The following is an 18,144-nucleotide window of genomic DNA, read 5'->3' on the forward strand; positions in this document are numbered from 1 at the left end:
GCATTTCTCCACCCTTAAATAAGAGTATGGCAGTCAAATGACCATAAAACTTCTAGAAACCTTTTTAACATCTAGCCTTCTTGAATTCCTCTATTAATCTCTTGAACTTTAATTAAAAAGCCGTTAATAAAGTCGAATAACCTCTTTTTTTACATAAATAAGTAGAATAATAGTGCTTTTTGCTCAAGGAAAATAAGCCTCTTTAAATGAATTCCTAGTAATGTTATGAAAAAATGTGTAATTAAGGAAGGTGAGGGTTTAGATTACAAGCAACAAAAAATAAAAGGAGATGAAACCCTTAAATGAAAAAACGTCTATTTCATGCTTCAATTTTATCTATCATTCTAGTATTTATTCTATCGACAATTAGTGTTGGTGCTGCCCCTCAGGCTAATAAAGTAAGTACACCTCAAGCCCAGACACCTCCTGAACTAGCAGAAATCTTCGGTAATCTGGATACCACGTCTTCGAAAGTCACCAGCGTCATTGTAGAGCTGGAGGAAGAATCAGTTGTAGAAGCAAAACATAAAGGAAAGAAGCAGTCGAAAGCCAACTTGGCAAAAACACGCGATAAGGTAAAAAAAGATGTTAAGGATGCAGCAAAATCAAGTAAGGTGAAACGTGAATATGATCATGTGTTCTCCGGCTTCTCCATGGAGCTTAAGTCAAATGAAATTCCGAGTTTACTGGCTGTGCCTGGGGTGAAAGCAGTATACCCGAATGTTACATACACCGTGACAGGTTCTGATGGTGTAACCATCGAAGAGGATGCTTATCATCCTGAGATGCTGGACAGTGCTCCTTTCATCGGAGCGAATGAGGCATGGGAATCCGGTTATACCGGTGAAGGAATCACAGTCGCTGTCATTGATACTGGTGCAGATTACACACACCCTGATTTAGCTCATGCGTTTGGCGATTACAAAGGATATGATTTCGTCGACGATGATAATGATCCGCAGGAAACGCCAAAGGGAGATCCACGCGGAGAAGAAACGACTCATGGAACGCACGTATCTGGTACAGTTGCAGCAAATGGACAGATAAAAGGGGTTGCACCTGAAGCGACTTTGCTGGCTTATCGTGTGCTGGGTCCTGGCGGCAGCGGTACCACTGAAGACGTTGTGGCTGGAATTGAAAGAGCGGTTCAAGACGGTGCTGATGTGATGAACCTTTCCTTGGGTAATAGTTTAAATAACCCTGACTGGGCGACGAGTATTGCATTGGATTGGGCAATGGCAGAAGGGGTCGTTGCGGTTACATCCAACGGTAACGCGGGCCCTGATAATTGGACGGTCGGTTCACCGGGAACTTCACGCGATGCCATTTCTGTAGGAGCCACTCAGCTTCCTTATAATGTATACACTTCCGAGATCACGACCACAGGCGGAGTTGCGTATGAAACGGATAAAGTGATGGGCTTCACGAGCGATGAAGAATTGCTTGCCCTTGATGGAAACGAATATGAGTATGTGTATGCAGGTTTAGGGACAGTGGAAGATTTTGAAGGCAAAGATGTAGAAGGGAAAATCGCGCTCATCAAACGCGGTGCCATTCCTTTTGTTGATAAAGCATCAAATGCCAAGGCTGCTGGTGCTACAGGGGCAATCATCTTCAATAGTGCACCAGATGAATTTGAATATGAGATTCCAGGAATGGCAGTTCCGACTTTTAAGATGTCAGGGACTGACGGTCAGAAAATGCTTGATGAGTTAGAAAAAGGAAACAACACAGTAGCGTTTGATTTGGAGTTCGACCGTGAAATAGGGGAAACGATCGCTGACTTCTCTTCACGCGGACCGGTATTGGATACCTGGATGATCAAACCGGACGTTTCCGCTCCTGGAGTAAATATTGTAAGTACAGTTCCGACACATAATGAAGAGAATCCTCATGGATATGCTTCTAAACAAGGAACAAGCATGGCATCCCCGCATGTTGCCGGTGCTGCTGCATTACTGCTGGATGCCCACAGTGATTGGGGTGTGGATGATGTAAAGGCCGCCCTGATGAATACTGCAGTTAATCTTTATGATAAATCGGGTGAATCATACCCTCATAATACACAAGGTGCAGGGAGTATCCGTCCGGTGGATGCCATCAATGCAGAAACACTTGTGACACCTGGTAGCCATTCGTTTGGTGTCTTCTCCAAAGAAAATGGAAAGCAGGTAGAAAAGCAGCATTTCACGATTAAAAATCTCTCGGACAAACATAAGAAGTACAATTTTGATGTAGAGTTTGAAGGAAACCCGGAAGCAATCAAAGTGAAGACCAGCAAGAACCTGAAAATCAAAGCAAACAAATCACAAAAAGTGAATTTTAAAGTACAAGTAGACGCAAGTAAATTGGAACCGGGGTATCATGAAGGAACCATAGTAGTCAGTGATGGTGAAAGTGAATTAGAAGTGCCGACCATTCTCTTTGTTAAAGAGCCGGATTATCCGCGTATCGATGGGGGTGTAACGGTTACCGAGACAGAGAACGGATATGACCTTGAAGTATATCTGCCGGGCGGAGCAGAAGAAGCAGGTATTTGGGTATATAAAACGGATATGACTCATGTTGGGGACGGTCCTGTTTATACAGACTTGCCAAAATACTATAACACGTTAAGCTGGGATGGAAAAATAAACGGTGAAAACCTGGCGCCTGGCAACTATTATTTCTTTGTTTATGCAGTGAAAAATGGACAGTTGGACTACACTAATAGTGATGTTATTACTGTAGAGTAAATGTTCAATTAAAGCGTTAAGAGACGGGCTTTGTAAAAAAATGCCTGTCTCTTTTTGTTTTTTACAAAGGATGAATGCAGACTTTAATATATAAGTAAACTAAAAATGGGTCTAATTTCATATCCTATGTAACATTTGTAAGTCTAAAGTTCTGATTTTGTAAAATAATTGAAAATATCTTAAAATTCGACGAAAAGATGCTATATTAAAAAGGAAGCTTAGTCAAATTTCTACATACTAAGCGGTTATTGGAAAAAAATCATGGAGGTGTTTTCATAGGATAAATAAATATCCGCCTGAAAATCTTCTGGGGAAAAGGACGGGTTTTCGCGGAGAGAAATGACATCTTATGTAAGCGTTTGCATTATAAGGTTGGACCAAATTTACTGTTAAAAAGAGAAAGAGGAGGAACCAGTTTGAAAATCATGAAAAAACAGTTGTTTATTTTGACAACGATCTTTGCCATGCTGGTTGGATATATTGTTCCAATCGGTTCGACTGCTTCTGCTGCCGACTATATGACGGTTCAGGAAGCGATTGAGAATAATGAGGGGACCGGAACTGTTACGGGGTATATTGTTGGTCACACCCTTGCAACCAATAGTTATAATTTTGAAGCACCTTTCAGCAATGACTACAACTTCGCTATTGCTGATAGCCTGGATGAAACGGACCCTGCCAAAATACTGCCGGTACAAGTTCCGTCTGTTTTCCGTCCGGCTTTTGGCCTTCAAACAAACCCTGATATTATCGGTAAAAAAGTAGTTGTTACTGGAGACTTAACAGCATACTTTAATGTCCCTGCACTAAAAAATGCCTCTGCCATGTCCTTCGAAGGTGAGCAGCCAGAAGAACCAACCCCTTACGAAGGCATCGAAGGCTTAAGCATCCATGACATCCAGGGAGAAAGCCACACATCTCCTTATGTCTCTGAAAAAGTAAAAGAAGTAGAAGGGATCGTCACACATGTTGACGATGCAAGTAACTTCTACATGCAAGACCCTAATCCAGATGAGAATCCGGATACTTCCGAAGCGCTGCTTGTGTACAAGCCAGCTCACGGTGTCCAAGTCGGTGACCATGTAAAAGTTGATGGTCAGGTGAAAGAATGGGTACTCGATGGGTACGATGAAAAATTACAGACAGACTTAGCGATGACAGAGCTAAACGCTCAATATGGAAACGTTGTTGTCGTTTCCAGCGGCAACACTCTTCCTGAAGCACTTGTAATCGGGGAAGACGTAACACCACCGTCTGCAGTGATCGACAATGATCAATTCGCTGAATTCGATCCGGAACAAGACGGAATCGATTTCTACGAAAGCCTGGAAGGAATGCGCGTCGCCATTGAGAGCCCTACTATCACTGGCCCTCAAAAATACGGTGAACTTCCGGTCATTACTGAGCAAGTCGAAGGTAAAGCATATACAAAAGAGGGAGCTCCTCTACTGACAAAAGAAAATCAAAACCCTGAAAGAATGTTCCTATTACTGGATAACCGTGACTATGTCGCAAAAACTGGTGATCAATTTAACGGAACAGTAAATGGTGTAGTCAGCTATGGCTACAGTAACTTCAAGATCCTAGTGAATGAAGCAGAACTTCCTGAGTTGAATGAACGCGAATTCACTCCAGAAGTGACAACAATCGAAAAAGATAACGAGGAACTATCCATTGCTGCATACAACATCGAAAACTTCGTGGCTTCTGACACTGAAAAGCGTGACAAGCTTGCAAAATCAATGGTGGAGAACTTGGATTCTCCGGACATCATCGGTCTTGTGGAAGTCCTTGACGAAAGTGGAAGGACTGACGATGGAACTGTAAAAGCAGATGCAAACTACAAAGCACTCAGCGATGCGGTTGCGAGCTTCGGCGGTCCAACATATGCATGGACTGAAGTTGCCCCTCAAGATAAAGAGGACGGTGGAGTTCCAGGAGGGAATATCCGTGTCGGCTATCTTTACAATCCTGAACGCGTAACGCTTGAAGAAGCTCAAAAAGGCGATGCAACAACAGCTGTTGCATATGAAAATGGATCTCTGACGGTCAACCCGGGCAGAATCGATCCGACTAACCCTGCTTTCGATGACAGCCGTAAGCCATTGGCTGCTGAATTCGATTTTAACGGTGAAGAAGTGATTGTCATCAATAACCACTTCAATTCTAAAGGCGGAGACCAGCCATTATTCGGTAAAAATCAACCGCCTGTACTGGGCAGCGAAGCACAGCGCCTGGAAATTGCTCAAATTGTTAACTCTTTTGTAACAGATATTCATGAAAAGAATGCAGATGCAAATGTAGTGGTAATGGGAGATTTGAATGACTTTGAATTCTCTGCTCCATTACAAACCCTTAAAGGTGATGTTTTAACAAACCTTGTTGAAACACTTCCTGAAAATGAACGATACACTTACACATACCAAGGGAACGCGCAAGTACTTGATCACTTGCTTGTATCCAATCATTTAGCTGCCGGTGCAGAATTTGATATCGTCAACTTCAACTCTCCTTATATGGAAGAGCACGGCCGCGCAAGCGATCATGATGCGTTGGTTGCACAGCTTGATTTTACGGAAGAAACAAATGATGAATTCGATCTTTCCATCATGCACACAAACGATACGCATGCCCATGTTGAAGGATACCCTCGTTTATTCACAGCAGTAAACGAAGTTCGTGCAGAAAAAGAGAATGCCCTTCTGTTAGATGCTGGTGACGTATTCTCAGGCACACTTTACTTCCGTCAATATGAAGGTCTTGCTGATCTTTGGTTCATGAACGAGCTTGGGTACGATGCGATGACATTGGGTAACCATGAGTTCGACAAAGATTCAGAAACACTTGCCAATTTTATTAAAGAAATGAACTTCCCGATGGTGTCATCGAACGTTACCGTGACTGGCGACGCTGACCTGGAACCATTGGTGAAAAATGAAATCGGACAGCCAGGAGAAGGCGGAAACATCTATCCGGCGATGATCAAAGAAGTGGATGGGGAAAAAGTGGGAATCTTCGGATTGACCACTCCAGACACAGCTTTCATCTCAAACCCAGGAGAAAATGTTGTCTTTGAAGATGCAGTTGAAAGTTCAAATGCCACAATCAATATGCTTAAAGAAGAAGGCGTAAACAAAATCATCGCTCTTTCTCACTTAGGCTATTCTCATGATTTAGAGCTTGCCGAAGCAGTGGATGGTCTTGATATCATCGTCGGCGGACACTCTCACACCGTTCTTGAAGAGCCTGTTGTGATTGAAAAAGAAGAGCCTACTGTCATCGTACAGGCTGGTGAATACCTGAATCTTCTCGGCTTATTGGATGTAACGTTCAATGCTGAAGGTGTTTTGACAAGCCACGCTGGTGAAGTGCTTGATCTTGAAAATTACGAAGAGGATGCCGAAGCTCTTGCCAAAGTACAAGAGTACAAAGCTCCGCTTGAAGAATTGAAAAGTGAAGTAGTAGGTTCTACTGATGTTGTACTTAATGGTGAGCGTAATGACGTTCGAAGACAAGAAACGAATCTTGGTAACCTGATTGCTGATGGTATGGTTGCCAAAGCGAACGAATTTGTTGAGACATATATCGGGCTGCAAAATGGAGGAGGAATCCGTGCTTCCATTGACGCTGGGGAAATCACTCTTGGTGAAGTACTCACTACAATGCCATTCGGTAACCAGCTAGTAACCCTTGACCTTACTGGCCAAGAAATCCTTGATGCCCTTGAGCACAGTGTATCACGCGTGGAAGGCGAAGATGCACCGGGTGAATTCCTGCAGGTATCAGGAATCAACTTCAAGTATGATGTAAACAAACCGGCTGGCGAAAGAGTATGGTCTGTCGAAGTGAATACGGCTGACGGATTCCAGGAAATCGACCCGGAACAGACATACCGTGTAGCGACCAACGCATTCACTGCGAATGGCGGAGACGGATATGATATGTTTAAACAAGCGAAAGATGAAGGCCGTCAAACAGATCTATTCCTAGTGGATTTTGAAGTGTTTACGGATTATCTGGCTAAAAACAGCCCTGTTTCACCTGAAGTGGAAGGGAGAATCGTCCAAGAGGTTGAGCCTGATGAAGAGCCAGTCTTAACTGGATGGGTATACAGTGACGGTAACTGGTACTTCTACAACGAAGACGGTGAAATGCAAACAGGAAAAATCGAGTGGAACGGTAAAAAGTATCACTTGAATGAAGATGGAACCCTTAAATTCGGAGGGGCCAATTCAAATGCGAAATGGCTGCGACCTAATGAAGAAGACAAAAACGGTTGGACCAAATCCAATGGGAAATGGTTCTTCATGAGTGCAGAAGGTCCTGAAGTACCTGGTAATTCAGGGAAAGGGAAAAAGAAAGGTAACTAATAAAAAATCCAGATCCCTTTTTAAAGGGATCTGGATTTTTTAAAGGACAATAAAAATGAATCGGCCCATAGACCGATTCGAGTTTTAATTTGTTTATACAGTTTGCTTCTCAGCCTCAATCACTGCCAAACGCTCTGCCACTTCTTTCTCAGTCAAACCGTGTTCGACGATATAACGGTTTTCCTCGCTGCTGCGGCACTCATCAGAGCAGCTTCTCATATATTTATGCTCGTTTTCTTCAGAGCAGAGAATTTTCTTGTTACATGGCGGGTGGGCACAGTTCACGTAGCGCTCACATGGCTCGCCGTCAAAGTAGTCTTTACCGACAACAACGTGCTCTTTACGGTTAACAGGTACCGCGATACGCTCATCAAATACGTAAAGCTGGCCGTCCCATAGATCACCTTGCACTTCAGGATCTTGACCATAAGTAACGATTCCACCGTGTAATTGAGCAACATCCTCGAAGCCTTCTTTCAATAACCAGCCTGAGAATTTCTCACATCGGATACCGCCAGTACAATAAGTGATGATTTTTTTATCGGCTAATAATTCTTTATTTTCACGGACCCATTCCGGCAGGTCGCGGAAATTGCGGATATCAGGTCTGATTGCTCCGCGGAAATGACCTAAATCATATTCATAGTCATTACGCGCATCAAGCAGGATTGTATCTTCTTGCTGAATTTGCTCGAAGAAATCTTTTGGTTCTAAATACTGACCAGTGATCTCATGTGGATTCACGTCATCTTCTAGACGAAGTGTCACAAGCTCTGGACGGTGTTTCACTTTTAATTTTTTGAAAGCATGCTCGTCTGATTCATCGATTTTGAAGACAGTATCGTGAAAATGAGGGTCATTTCTCATCGCTTCCATGTAAGCATCTGTCTGCTCAATCGTACCTGAGCACGTTCCGTTAATTCCTTCAGAAGAAATCAGGATACGTCCCATAAGGCCGAGTTCCTGGCATAATTCCTTATGCTTCGCAGTCACTTCCTCAGGATTTTCGATTGATACATAGTTGTAGTACAGAAGGACTCTGTAAGGTTTTTGACTCATATTAAATTCCACCTATCGATTTATATTTGCAAGATATAATCTTAGGATCTTTTCCTTATTACTCTTACGACATCATATTATAACAAATTTTATATGGTATGTACCAGGTTTTACGGAAAAATGTTCGGGATTCCGAGGCAGTGAAGGGGGAATCTGGAAGGTTCCAACCTATGACTCATCTTCCTCTTGTGACATAATGAAGTTGTTTTGGAATATTAATACATTGAAATTGAAAAAAATAGATATTTTTGACAGAATGAGAAGAAGGAATAGTTTTGAGTGAGGGGGCTGACCATACATATGTTGAAAAAATTCATCCTGTTGATCTTATTAGTTGTCACGGGCGCTTTTGCAGCAGGCTGCCAGGAAAAAGCACAGCCTGATGATCGGTTAAATGAATATGTTGATTTATGGAATGACAAGAAGTTTGAAAAGATGTATGAAACGTATCTAACGTCTTCTGCAAAAAAAACCTACAAAAAAGAAGACGTTGTAAAAAGACCAAATGACATCTACAAAGATTTAGCCGTAAAAGATCTTAAGGTGGAATTCAAACAACCTAAAGAAGAAAAGGAATGGGATAAAGAAGAGAAAGCCGAATTTCCCGTAACAATCACCATGAATACCTTAGCCGGAGAGGTTTCGTATGAGGAAACCATCACTCTCAAAAAAGAAGAAAAAGAGGATAAAGAGAATTGGTATGTTGACTGGAAACCTTCTTTTATACTGCCAGAGATGGAAAAGAGCGATAAAGTCGGCGTTGAAAGTATCCCGGCCAAGCGCGGTGAAATCTATGACCGCAATGAGAATCCTCTGGCCATCAATGGAGAGGCGTTTGATATTGGAATCGTTCCCAAGGAATTTAACGAAAGTGATTTAGAAAAACTATCTTCACTTTTAGAGATTTCTCCTGAAGCGATTCAGAAAGAATTGAACCAAAGCTGGGTTCAGCCCGAATATTTTGTACCAATCAAAAAGCTTCCTATCTCTGAACGTCCGCTTGCACTTGAAATCATCGAGCTTCCTGGACTTTATTCCAAACGAGTGGAGGCGCGCCAATATCCATATGGAGAAGCAGCCGCTCATATAACCGGGTATATCGGAAAAATCAATGCAGAAAAATTGGAGAAGTTAAAAGAAAAAGGGTACACGGCCCAATCATTACTGGGTATCAGCGGAGCAGAGGAAGCATATGAAGAAAAACTCCGAGGACAAAATGGGCAGCGGATTTACCTCACTAAAGAGTCAGAGGAAGAAGTGTCGATTGTCGAACAAGAAGTGAAAAACGGTGATACGGTCACTTTAACCTTGGACGCAGAAATGCAGAAAAAGCTTTATGACCAAATGAAGGATGAAACAGGCACGGCGGCGGCTGTAAATCCTGAAACGGGAGAGGCATTAGCGCTTGTAAGCGTACCGTCTTATGACCCGAATGAGTTTGCACTGGGAATTGCTCCCGATAAATACGATAAAATCTATAACAATCCTGACAAGCCGCTGCGCAATCGTTTCTACCAAACGTATTCACCTGGTTCGGCAATGAAGGGGATCACGGCTGCGGTCGGGTTGAATTCCGGCAAGCTGGATCCAAATAAAACCTTCGAAATAAAGGGGAAGAGATGGCAAAAGGACGAGTCCTGGGGCGGCTATGAGGTTGTCCGTGTATTTGATAACGACAGTGTCGTTGATCTGGAAAGCGCCATGAAATACTCTGATAATATCTATTTCGCGCGCGTCGGTCTGGAAATGGGTGCGGAAACCTTTATCCAGGGTCTGAAGGATTTCGGATTCGGGGAAGAGATTCCGATGTCTTATCCCGTTCGAAAATCACAGATTTCAAATGATGGAAGTATTTCTAAAGAAATCCTGCTCGCCGATTCAGCCTTCGGGCAAGGTGAAGTGCTAATGAGCATTGTGCATCTGGCCAGTGCCTATGGAGGCATTATCAATGACGGCACAATGATGAAGCCGGTTCTTTTAAAGGATGAAGAACAAGGAACTTGGAAAGAGGGTCTGCTGAGTCCTGAACAGTCTAAGGTGATGAGAACAAATCTCCGCAAAGTCGTTTCGGAGGGGATTGCAGGTAAGGCTCAGGTGGCTGGAAAAGAGATTGCTGGTAAAACGGGAACGGCAGAGATAAAATCTGAGCAAGGAACGAAAGGGAAAGAAAATGGATTATTCGTTTCCTATGATCAGAAAAATCCAGAGTTTGTCCTGGCGATGCTGTTAGAAGGAGTCGAAGAACGCGGCGGCAGCACGCATACGGTTCAAGTGGCGCAGAAATTTTATAAAAGTTACTGATTTTATAAGTTTGGCCTGCCGGGTGGTGCTCGGCAGGTTTTTTAAATGTGTGGATACTTGATCATGAGAGTTTGTATGAATGATTTTTATGTGAAACTCGAAGATTATTGGTGGAAACTCGACGATTTCCGGCTAAAACTCGAAGATTTTTGGTGAAAACTCGACGATTTTTAGTGGAAACTAAAAGATTTTCTTCATCCACCATATAAACGAATGGATTTTAGACATTTATTCATCTTCTCACCCAATAAAATACGTTACTTTACCCGCAGACCTGCTCCACGGTCAAAGATTCCACAAATTTCGCCCTCTCAACCAATAAAAACCTACCCCATCAATTGGAAAATTCTTAAATAACGTTCCGAACGACATGACACCTGTCGAATTATGCTATGATAAGGGAAATCATTGTGTCGATATCACAACAGGAGTGATTATTTTGAACCTATTCTTGACTGGTGCTACAGGTTTTCTTGGAGGGAGACTCATCAAGAACCTTTTGAAAGTTAAACAGAACGAAGTCTTTATTTTAGTGCGGAATGTAGAAAAAGCGGAGAAACTCCGAGACTCATTCCCATCCTCGGACCAGCGGAGAATCCATATTTTCCAAGGGGACATCACCTCTGCAAATGCCGGACTATCGTCTGAAGACATCGAGTGGCTCACGAATAAAATAGATGCCGTCTACCATTTGGCAGCACTGGTAAAATTCGACCTTGATCTGCGAGATGAATTGTTTTCAGCCAACTACGAGGGGACGAAACACATTCTAGACCTGGCATCCCGCTTACAAGCCAAAAAGTTTTACTATGTGAGTACTGCCTACACAGTCGGGACGCTGACTCATGGTGTAGAAGAGCTGTACCCCGAAGACGGGAAGTTCAACAACCCTTATGAAGAAAGCAAAGTGAAATCCGAGCATCTCGTTTTCTATTACCGTGATCAAATGGAGGTGTCCATTTTCAGGCCGGCGATCATAGTCGGTGATTCGAAAACGGGTGAAGCGGATTCTCAGTTTACGCTTTATGGATTCATGCGGGCTCTTGCTGTTTTTAAAAGAAAGACGGCACGGAGAAGTGAAAGAGATCGTACCTACCGGCTGGTGGCTGCGAAGAACGGAACCTCCAATCTGGTTCCCGTCGATTATGTCGCTGATATCTTAAGCCTGGCACCGCAGAAAGCGGAAGCGGATAAAATCTATCATATTACAAACCCCAAGCCGCCGACCAATATTGAACTGCTGCAAATGCTAAAAGAAGCGCTGGATTTTCAAAGCTTGTCTGTTGTGGAAAGTGCGGATGAGCAGCTAGACGCAGAAGAGGTCCGTTTGAATGGTCTGGTTGACGTATTCAAAGTCTATCTGGCCGGGAACCTGTCATTCGATGACCGGAATACGCTGGAACTGATCAGGGGGACGGGTGTTTCTCATTTGGCTATGACTGAGGAAATGATCGAGATGATTATTCGGGCTGGGTATAGCGATACAAGAAAAGCAGTTTTATAGAGATTAGAAAAAGCAGGGGGCCCATCTGCTTTTTCTTTTGCCTTTAAGCGTATATGTTTCATGGTTATTGAGGATACTTTCTAATACCATCCTTTGACTACTCAGAATAATCTAGTATTCTTTAAACTAGCGATACTTAAAACTCTTAAAAAGTTGAGGTTTTAATATGCCTGATTCTCAGGCTCAGTATCAGAAGGTTCTCAAAGAATGTGAGCAATTAAGACAAGAAAACTACCGGTTAAAGCAGCTTTTAAGAAAACATCATATTCAGTATGAGCAGCAAGTAGACATTCCTCATCAGTCAAAGCAAGAAATTATAAAAGAACGCATAAAGATTTTCAAAAATTTCTTCAGGGGAAGAAGTGATGTGTATGCCCTCAGGTGGGAGTCTAAAAGAGACCATTCTGGATATTCACCAGCATGTGAACATGAATGGCATCCCACCATATGTAAGAAACCTGATATAAAATGCAGTGCATGTCCCCACCGAAGGTATCTGCCTCTGACGGACCAAGTCTTATTCGATCACCTAAGCGGACGCAAAACGGTTGGTATTTATCCAATACTTGATGATGATACTTGTTACTTTCTTGCGGTTGATTTTGATAAAGGGAGCTGGAAACAGGACGTCCAAGCGTTCATCGAAACGTGCGGGAAGCATCGGATTCCTTTCGCGGCAGAGCGGTCGCGGTCCGGAAACGGCTGTCATATATGGGTGTTTTTTAACGAAGCAATTCCAGCTTCAATGGCAAGGAAAATGGGAGCGCTCCTCTTATCCAAAACGCTTGAAAAGCACTATGCATTGGGAATCGACTCCTATGACCGTTTGTTTCCCAATCAGGATAAGCTGCCTAAAGGGGGATTCGGGAATCTCATTGCATTGCCGCTCCAGGGGAAATCAAGAAAACAAGGCAACAGCGTCTTCCTTGATCATGATTTAGAACCGATTGATGATCAATGGGGATATCTTTCTTCCATTCCTAAAATGGGCAGACAGGAAATCAATCATTTCATTAATAGTGCCGGGGAAGTAAAAACACCTGAAAAGCATTCTACAACCTTACCGGAAGAACTCATCATTAAGCTGAAAAACGGAATCGTCATCAGTAAAGAACATATTCCATCTTACCTTTCTCAAAAGCTGATAGAACTGACTGCATTCAACAATCCGGCTTTTTACAAAGCTCAAGCCAATAGGCTCTCTACAAACCCAATCCCACGGCTGATTAATTGTTCGGACCAAACCGACATGGAACTCATATTGCCCAGGGGATGCCTTGAGGACGTACTGAAGCTATGTAAAGAACATAAAATAAAACCAATCATCCAGGATGAAACATTTAAGGAGCAGGTACTTAATAAAGAGTTCAAGGGAAGTCTTTATCCTCAGCAGCAAGAAGCAGTTGAACAATTGTCTTCTCATTCCTGCGGAGTATTATCTGCAACTACGGGTTTCGGGAAAACAGTCGTAGGATCTGCAATGATTCAGAGGCGGCAAACCAATACGTTGATTATCGTGCACAGAAAACAACTCCTGGAACAATGGAAGGAGAGCCTGGCTGCTTTCCTGGATTGCGAGAAAAAGGACATTGGCATCATAGGCGGAGGTAAGCACAAACCAAGCGGGAAAATTGATGTTGCCACCATTCAGACATTAACATCCAAGACAGAGAATCTCATGAAAATCAAAGAGTACGGTCATATCATCGTTGACGAGTGTCATCACATCTCGGCTTTTACATTTGAACGTGTGATGAAAGAAGCCCAAGCCCAATACGTTTTGGGATTGACTGCAACTCCAACCCGAAAGGATGGATTGCATCCCATCATGAACATGCAGTGCGGGCCGATTCGTTATAAAGTAAAAGCGAAATCACAGGCGAAAGTCCATCATTTCGACCATATTCTAATCCCGAAACATACTGTTTTTCATTCCAAAAAGGAGACGATCCAAGAGCTGTTTAGTCAACTCCAAGAGGATGAAAAGCGAAATGAGATGATCTTTAATGATATTTTGAAGTCGCTTGACGAAGGGCGCAGTCCCATCATATTAACAGAAAGACAAAGGCATATCGATTTACTTACAGAGCGATTAGAAGGATCTGCAAAAAACATCATCGTATTAAAAGGTGGTTTGAGTAAAAAAGAGGAACAAAAAAGACTGCGGCGTCTAAAAGAAATACCCGAAACTGAGGAACGAATCATCATTGCAACAGGCAAATATATCGGCGAAGGCTTTGACGATTCAAGACTGGATACATTATTTCTAACCATGCCAGTATCCTGGAAGGGGACTCTTCAACAATATGTAGGCAGACTTCACCGCACCCATCATTTAAAACAAGATGTTAAAGTGTACGACTATGTGGACCGAAAAGTACCGGTGTTGAAAAAGATGTACGAGAAGAGGTTAAAAGGATACAATTCTTTAGGATATAATGTTCAACATGAGAAGGTAGATAGTGAACAAATGCAGTTATTTTAATTGAAATCCCGCCATTAATGTCAACGAGTTAAGGCGGGATTTACTATGAGATATAAATGATGGAGAAAATATGAGGTTTAGGTAGAAGAAAAAGTGAGAGAAAAAGCTATATCAAATCCATCCCCACTCGCCTCTTCACCTTTTGAAGTTCTTTCTTATGATCCCAATTTTCTTGCACGAGGGTCATAATGTTGTCCTGGGTATCCCGCTGGTTTTCATCGATGATATCCATTTTAGTTTCAAGCTTGTCCATACGACTTTCCAATCTTTCAAAACGTTCATTCACATTTGTTTCGAATCGTGTCATTTGGTCTTGAACTTTCTCAACTTGTTCTTTTAATTCTCTAATTGCCTGTAAAACCTGATCCATGATTCTTTCACCTCCTTATCTTAAAAGTATAGCACACAATATAGATTAAAACCGTCTCCCGTAATGGTAAATTTCTTCCTTTTATTTGTGTTTTTCAACGACTTCCAATAAGATAAATCATGAACCATTACCTCAATTTTCTTACCTGTAAAAAATCAACAAACTAGCGAAAACAGCAATGAAATATGGTACTATAAGAAAATGTAAAGAGAGATATTTCGATCATTAAAATACATAGAGTAAGGAGATTTTAATCATGAGTAAAACACTTATTTTCGGTCACAAAAATCCTGATACAGATACAGTTGCGTCAGCACTTGTGTATGCGGATTTAAAAACAAAAATCGGTATGGATGTTGAACCTGTCCGTTTAGGCGATGTGAACGGTGAAACACAATACGCGCTGGACTACTTCAAGGTAGAGGCGCCTCGTTTGGTGGAAACTGTAGCAAACGAAACAGACACAGTCATCCTTGTTGACCACAACGAGCGCCAGCAAAGTGCAGACGACATTGAAGAAGTTCGCGTTCTTGAAGTCATCGATCACCACCGTATCGCAAACTTCGAAACAGCGGATCCTTTATATTACCGCGCAGAACCGGTTGGATGTACGGCAACAATTTTAAATAAAATTTACAAAGAAAAAGGTGTAGAAGTAACGAAGGAAATGGCTGGTTTGATGCTTTCAGCGATTATTTCAGACTCCCTGTTATTCAAATCACCAACCTGCACGGACGAAGACGTGGCAGCTGCTAATGAACTGGCTGAAATCGCTGGCGTCGACGCTCAGGAATACGGTCTTGAAATGCTGAAAGCAGGAGCGGACATGAGCTCGAAATCAATCGCTGAGCTTGTGACCCTTGATGCGAAAGAATTCTCAATGGGTACGGCGAAAGTGGAAGTGGCACAAGTGAACGTGGTAGACACAAACGACGTGCTTGGACGCCAGGCGGAAATCGAAGCTGCAATGGAAACGTTGATCAAGGAAAAAGGGTTGGACTTGTTCCTATTAGTAGTCACAGACATTCTTGAAAACGATTCGACTGCCCTTGCACTTGGAAGCAAAACTGCTGAAGTTGAGAAGGCATTCAACGTGAAGCTTGAGAACAACACAGCTGTATTGAAAGGTGTTGTTTCCCGTAAGAAACAAATCGTGCCTGTATTGACGGATGCGATTAAGTAATGGTATTAAGGAAGCGGTCTTAGGGCTGCTTCTTTTTTGTTTTTCTGGTGCCTGGCACAAAAAGGCCTTTTTGTTCCTGGCACAAATCACTCAAAATGTGCCAGGAACAAAAACGCATGATTGTGCCAGGCACAACCTTAAGTAAAAAACATAAGAAAGAGGGCTCAACATGAACCTAAAACGAATTCATCACATTGCCATCATCTGCTCAGACTATGAAAAATCAAAAGATTTCTATGTAAACAAGCTGGGGCTCCTCCCCATAAAAGAAGTCTACAGAGAAGGAAGACACTCATACAAATTGGATTTGGCTTTAAATGGCGAGTATATCATCGAACTTTTTTCATTCCCGGATGCGCCTGCTCGCCCAAGCTATCCAGAAGCAAGAGGACTGCGTCATTTAGCATTGGAAGTGGAAAGTATAGAAGAAGCGGTGGTTGAGCTGAAGAAACATGGGATTGTTCCCCAAGAAGTCAGAGTGGACCCTTACACACAAAAACGTTTTGTCTTTTTTGAAGATCCTGACGGGCTGCCATTAGAATTATATGAGAATTAGCGGGTTTTCCCGAATTCAATAAAAAAGGGCACTTCCCAAAAGAGAAGTGCCGTCAACAGGTATTGTAATTTGTCGTTAGGTCTATAAAATCACAGATGAAAAATGAGTGGATTTCCGGTCTGAGCCTCTCAATTGCTCTGAGCTGGGGAGAAACTAATTAAAAGAGCTTATTCCTTCAGAAATATTAAAATATTAATATTTCTCATTTTCGGTCAAAACCTCTACAAACATCCCAACTTTCATAAAAAAGGGCACTCCCCCAAAGAGAAGTGCCGTCAACAGGTATTGTAATTTGTCGTTAGGTCTATTAAAACACAGATAGAAAATGAATGGATTTCCGGTCTAAGGCCATTAAATGCCCTTAGCTGGGAAGAATCTCATGAAAATAGCTAATTTCTTCGAGGATATTAAAATATTAATATTTTCACCCGTAGCAAACTTCATCATACTCCATAGGCTTATCTTGCAAAAAAAAGAGCACTTCCCAAAAAGAGAAGTGCCATCAAGAGGTATTGTAATTTGTCGTTAGATTTATTAAACCACATTCAAATCTTTCATGTAATTTCACTCTCGGGCCATTCTCTTGTAGAAATACCGGAAAAATCAAAGTTTTTCAAACCATTTCTGTTAAAATATAAATATATTAATATTCGGCTATAGGAGGGGTGGATTTGGACTATTCGGCAATTGGGACAAAGATCAAAGAGCTTAGAAAAGACATTGGATTGACACAAGGGGAGTTAGCGGAAGACATATGTACACAGGCATTGATCAGCCGTATTGAAAAAGGAGACATCTACCCAAGCGCCGCCTCCCTCTATCAAATCTCGAAAAAATTAGGGGTTGATGTTAACTATTTCTTTGAAATCGGCTCGACCCCAAGATTGGATTATGTTAAAGAGGTTGAACGACAGTTACGGAAGTTAAGGATTAAGTTGAAATACAGTGAGATGATGGATGTAATCAAAGTTGAGGAGAGTAATCCCCTATTCTATAAGGACTCTACCAATCTGCAGCTCCTCTATTGGCATAAAAGTATTTATTTATTTGAAGTTCAGAAAGATCATAAGAAAGCCATTGAAATTTTAAAGAAAGCTTATCATCTTACGGCAGGCCAAAAAAAGGCATTGACTGAGAGAGAGATAGAGATTCTTATGACACTCGGTGTATTTGAGTTTAACCTTGGAAATCATGATCAGTCTATGGAATATTATCATAAAGTGAACAGCGCTTTAAGTACTCTTGAGCTTCTAACTGATAAATCGATTAAAACCAGACTCCTTTATAATATTGCCAGGAGTTTGACCCGCCTGGGTAAGTATGGAGAGTCAACGGAATATTGTGAGGAAGCAATAAGATGGTGTGTTGAAGAGGAGCATTTGTGGGGCCTTGGGGAGCTCTATTATCATATAGGTCATAACTATGAGCAGGAAGGTGAGTTGGAAAAGGCATTGTCATATATAGAAAAGTCGATGATCATATTTGAAATGCGAAATAATACTGGCTACCATTCCTATCTTTTTAAGAAGAAAGAACAGATCAAGGCTAAAAGAGAAAAAAGAAACAGCAAATAAAAAGATT

The 18,144-nt window shown here is 42.0% G+C and carries 10 protein-coding genes; 8 read left to right on the forward strand and 2 right to left on the reverse strand.

Annotated features, from left to right (window positions below; genetic code table 11):
• Positions 1–302 precede the first annotated feature (302 nt).
• Positions 303–2,735 carry a S8 family serine peptidase gene (locus AAEO50_RS01450; protein ID WP_341979642.1) on the forward strand — a complete coding sequence of 811 codons (2,433 nt, stop codon included), beginning with the start codon at positions 303–305 and terminating at the stop codon, positions 2,733–2,735.
• Positions 2,736–3,160: 425 nt separating this feature from the next.
• Positions 3,161–7,105, forward strand: a complete 3,945-nt coding sequence (locus AAEO50_RS01455) for a 5'-nucleotidase C-terminal domain-containing protein (protein WP_341979865.1) — start codon at positions 3,161–3,163, stop codon at positions 7,103–7,105.
• Positions 7,106–7,198: 93 nt separating this feature from the next.
• On the opposite strand, the gene AAEO50_RS01460 is transcribed toward AAEO50_RS01455, so the two are convergent.
• Entirely contained in the window at positions 7,199–8,164 is a 966-nt protein-coding gene (locus tag AAEO50_RS01460) for a rhodanese-related sulfurtransferase (protein ID WP_341979644.1), read from the reverse strand.
• 300 nt (positions 8,165–8,464) lie between these two features.
• Between AAEO50_RS01460 and AAEO50_RS01465 the strand changes: the two genes are divergently transcribed.
• The 3 genes from AAEO50_RS01465 (at position 8,465) to AAEO50_RS01475 (ending at position 14,454) form a co-directional block, all read left to right on the forward strand.
• On the forward strand, positions 8,465–10,465 hold the full coding sequence (locus tag AAEO50_RS01465) for a penicillin-binding transpeptidase domain-containing protein (protein WP_341979646.1): 2,001 nt from the start codon (positions 8,465–8,467) through the stop codon (positions 10,463–10,465).
• Between the two features lie 439 nt (positions 10,466–10,904).
• On the forward strand, positions 10,905–11,969 hold the full coding sequence (locus AAEO50_RS01470) for an SDR family oxidoreductase (RefSeq protein WP_425383133.1): 1,065 nt from the start codon (positions 10,905–10,907) through the stop codon (positions 11,967–11,969).
• Between the two features lie 166 nt (positions 11,970–12,135).
• Positions 12,136–14,454, forward strand: a complete 2,319-nt coding sequence (locus AAEO50_RS01475) for a TOTE conflict system archaeo-eukaryotic primase domain-containing protein (RefSeq protein ID WP_341979648.1) — start codon at positions 12,136–12,138, stop codon at positions 14,452–14,454.
• 106 nt (positions 14,455–14,560) lie between these two features.
• On the opposite strand, the gene AAEO50_RS01480 is transcribed toward AAEO50_RS01475, so the two are convergent.
• Positions 14,561–14,824: a hypothetical protein gene (locus tag AAEO50_RS01480; protein ID WP_341979650.1), complete on the reverse strand. Its 264-nt coding sequence runs from the start codon at positions 14,822–14,824 to the stop codon at positions 14,561–14,563.
• Between the two features lie 256 nt (positions 14,825–15,080).
• Here AAEO50_RS01480 and AAEO50_RS01485 point away from each other — a divergent pair, with 256 nt between their 5' ends.
• The 3 genes from AAEO50_RS01485 (at position 15,081) to AAEO50_RS01495 (ending at position 18,137) form a co-directional block, all read left to right on the forward strand.
• Positions 15,081–16,007, forward strand: a complete 927-nt coding sequence (locus AAEO50_RS01485) for a manganese-dependent inorganic pyrophosphatase (protein WP_341979652.1) — start codon at positions 15,081–15,083, stop codon at positions 16,005–16,007.
• A 169-nt stretch (positions 16,008–16,176) separates the two neighbouring features.
• The gene (gene gloA2 / locus AAEO50_RS01490; protein ID WP_341979654.1) at positions 16,177–16,563 is read left to right on the forward strand and encodes an SMU1112c/YaeR family gloxylase I-like metalloprotein; all 387 of its coding nucleotides are present in this window, start codon (positions 16,177–16,179) and stop codon (positions 16,561–16,563) included.
• 671 nt (positions 16,564–17,234) lie between these two features.
• The gene (locus AAEO50_RS01495; protein WP_341979656.1) at positions 17,235–18,137 is read left to right on the forward strand and encodes a tetratricopeptide repeat protein; all 903 of its coding nucleotides are present in this window, start codon (positions 17,235–17,237) and stop codon (positions 18,135–18,137) included.
• Positions 18,138–18,144: the final 7 nt, after the last annotated feature.

Source organism: Rossellomorea oryzaecorticis (assembly GCF_038405515.1).
GTDB classification, from domain to species: Bacteria; Bacillota; Bacilli; order Bacillales; family Bacillaceae_B; genus Rossellomorea; species Rossellomorea oryzaecorticis_A.

What these genes read in the sequence shown, in the direction of transcription:
- AAEO50_RS01450 (WP_341979642.1), top strand. Translation starts at nt 303, where the DNA reads ATGAAAAAACGTCTATTTCATGCTTCAATTTTATCTATCATTCTAGTA.
- AAEO50_RS01455 (WP_341979865.1), top strand. Translation starts at nt 3,161, where the DNA reads ATGAAAAAACAGTTGTTTATTTTGACAACGATCTTTGCCATGCTGGTT.
- AAEO50_RS01460 (WP_341979644.1), bottom strand. Translation starts at nt 8,164, where the DNA reads ATGAGTCAAAAACCTTACAGAGTCCTTCTGTACTACAACTATGTATCA.
- AAEO50_RS01465 (WP_341979646.1), top strand. Translation starts at nt 8,465, where the DNA reads ATGTTGAAAAAATTCATCCTGTTGATCTTATTAGTTGTCACGGGCGCT.
- AAEO50_RS01475 (WP_341979648.1), top strand. Translation starts at nt 12,136, where the DNA reads ATGCCTGATTCTCAGGCTCAGTATCAGAAGGTTCTCAAAGAATGTGAG.
- AAEO50_RS01480 (WP_341979650.1), bottom strand. Translation starts at nt 14,824, where the DNA reads ATGGATCAGGTTTTACAGGCAATTAGAGAATTAAAAGAACAAGTTGAG.
- AAEO50_RS01485 (WP_341979652.1), top strand. Translation starts at nt 15,081, where the DNA reads ATGAGTAAAACACTTATTTTCGGTCACAAAAATCCTGATACAGATACA.
- gloA2 (WP_341979654.1), top strand. Translation starts at nt 16,177, where the DNA reads ATGAACCTAAAACGAATTCATCACATTGCCATCATCTGCTCAGACTAT.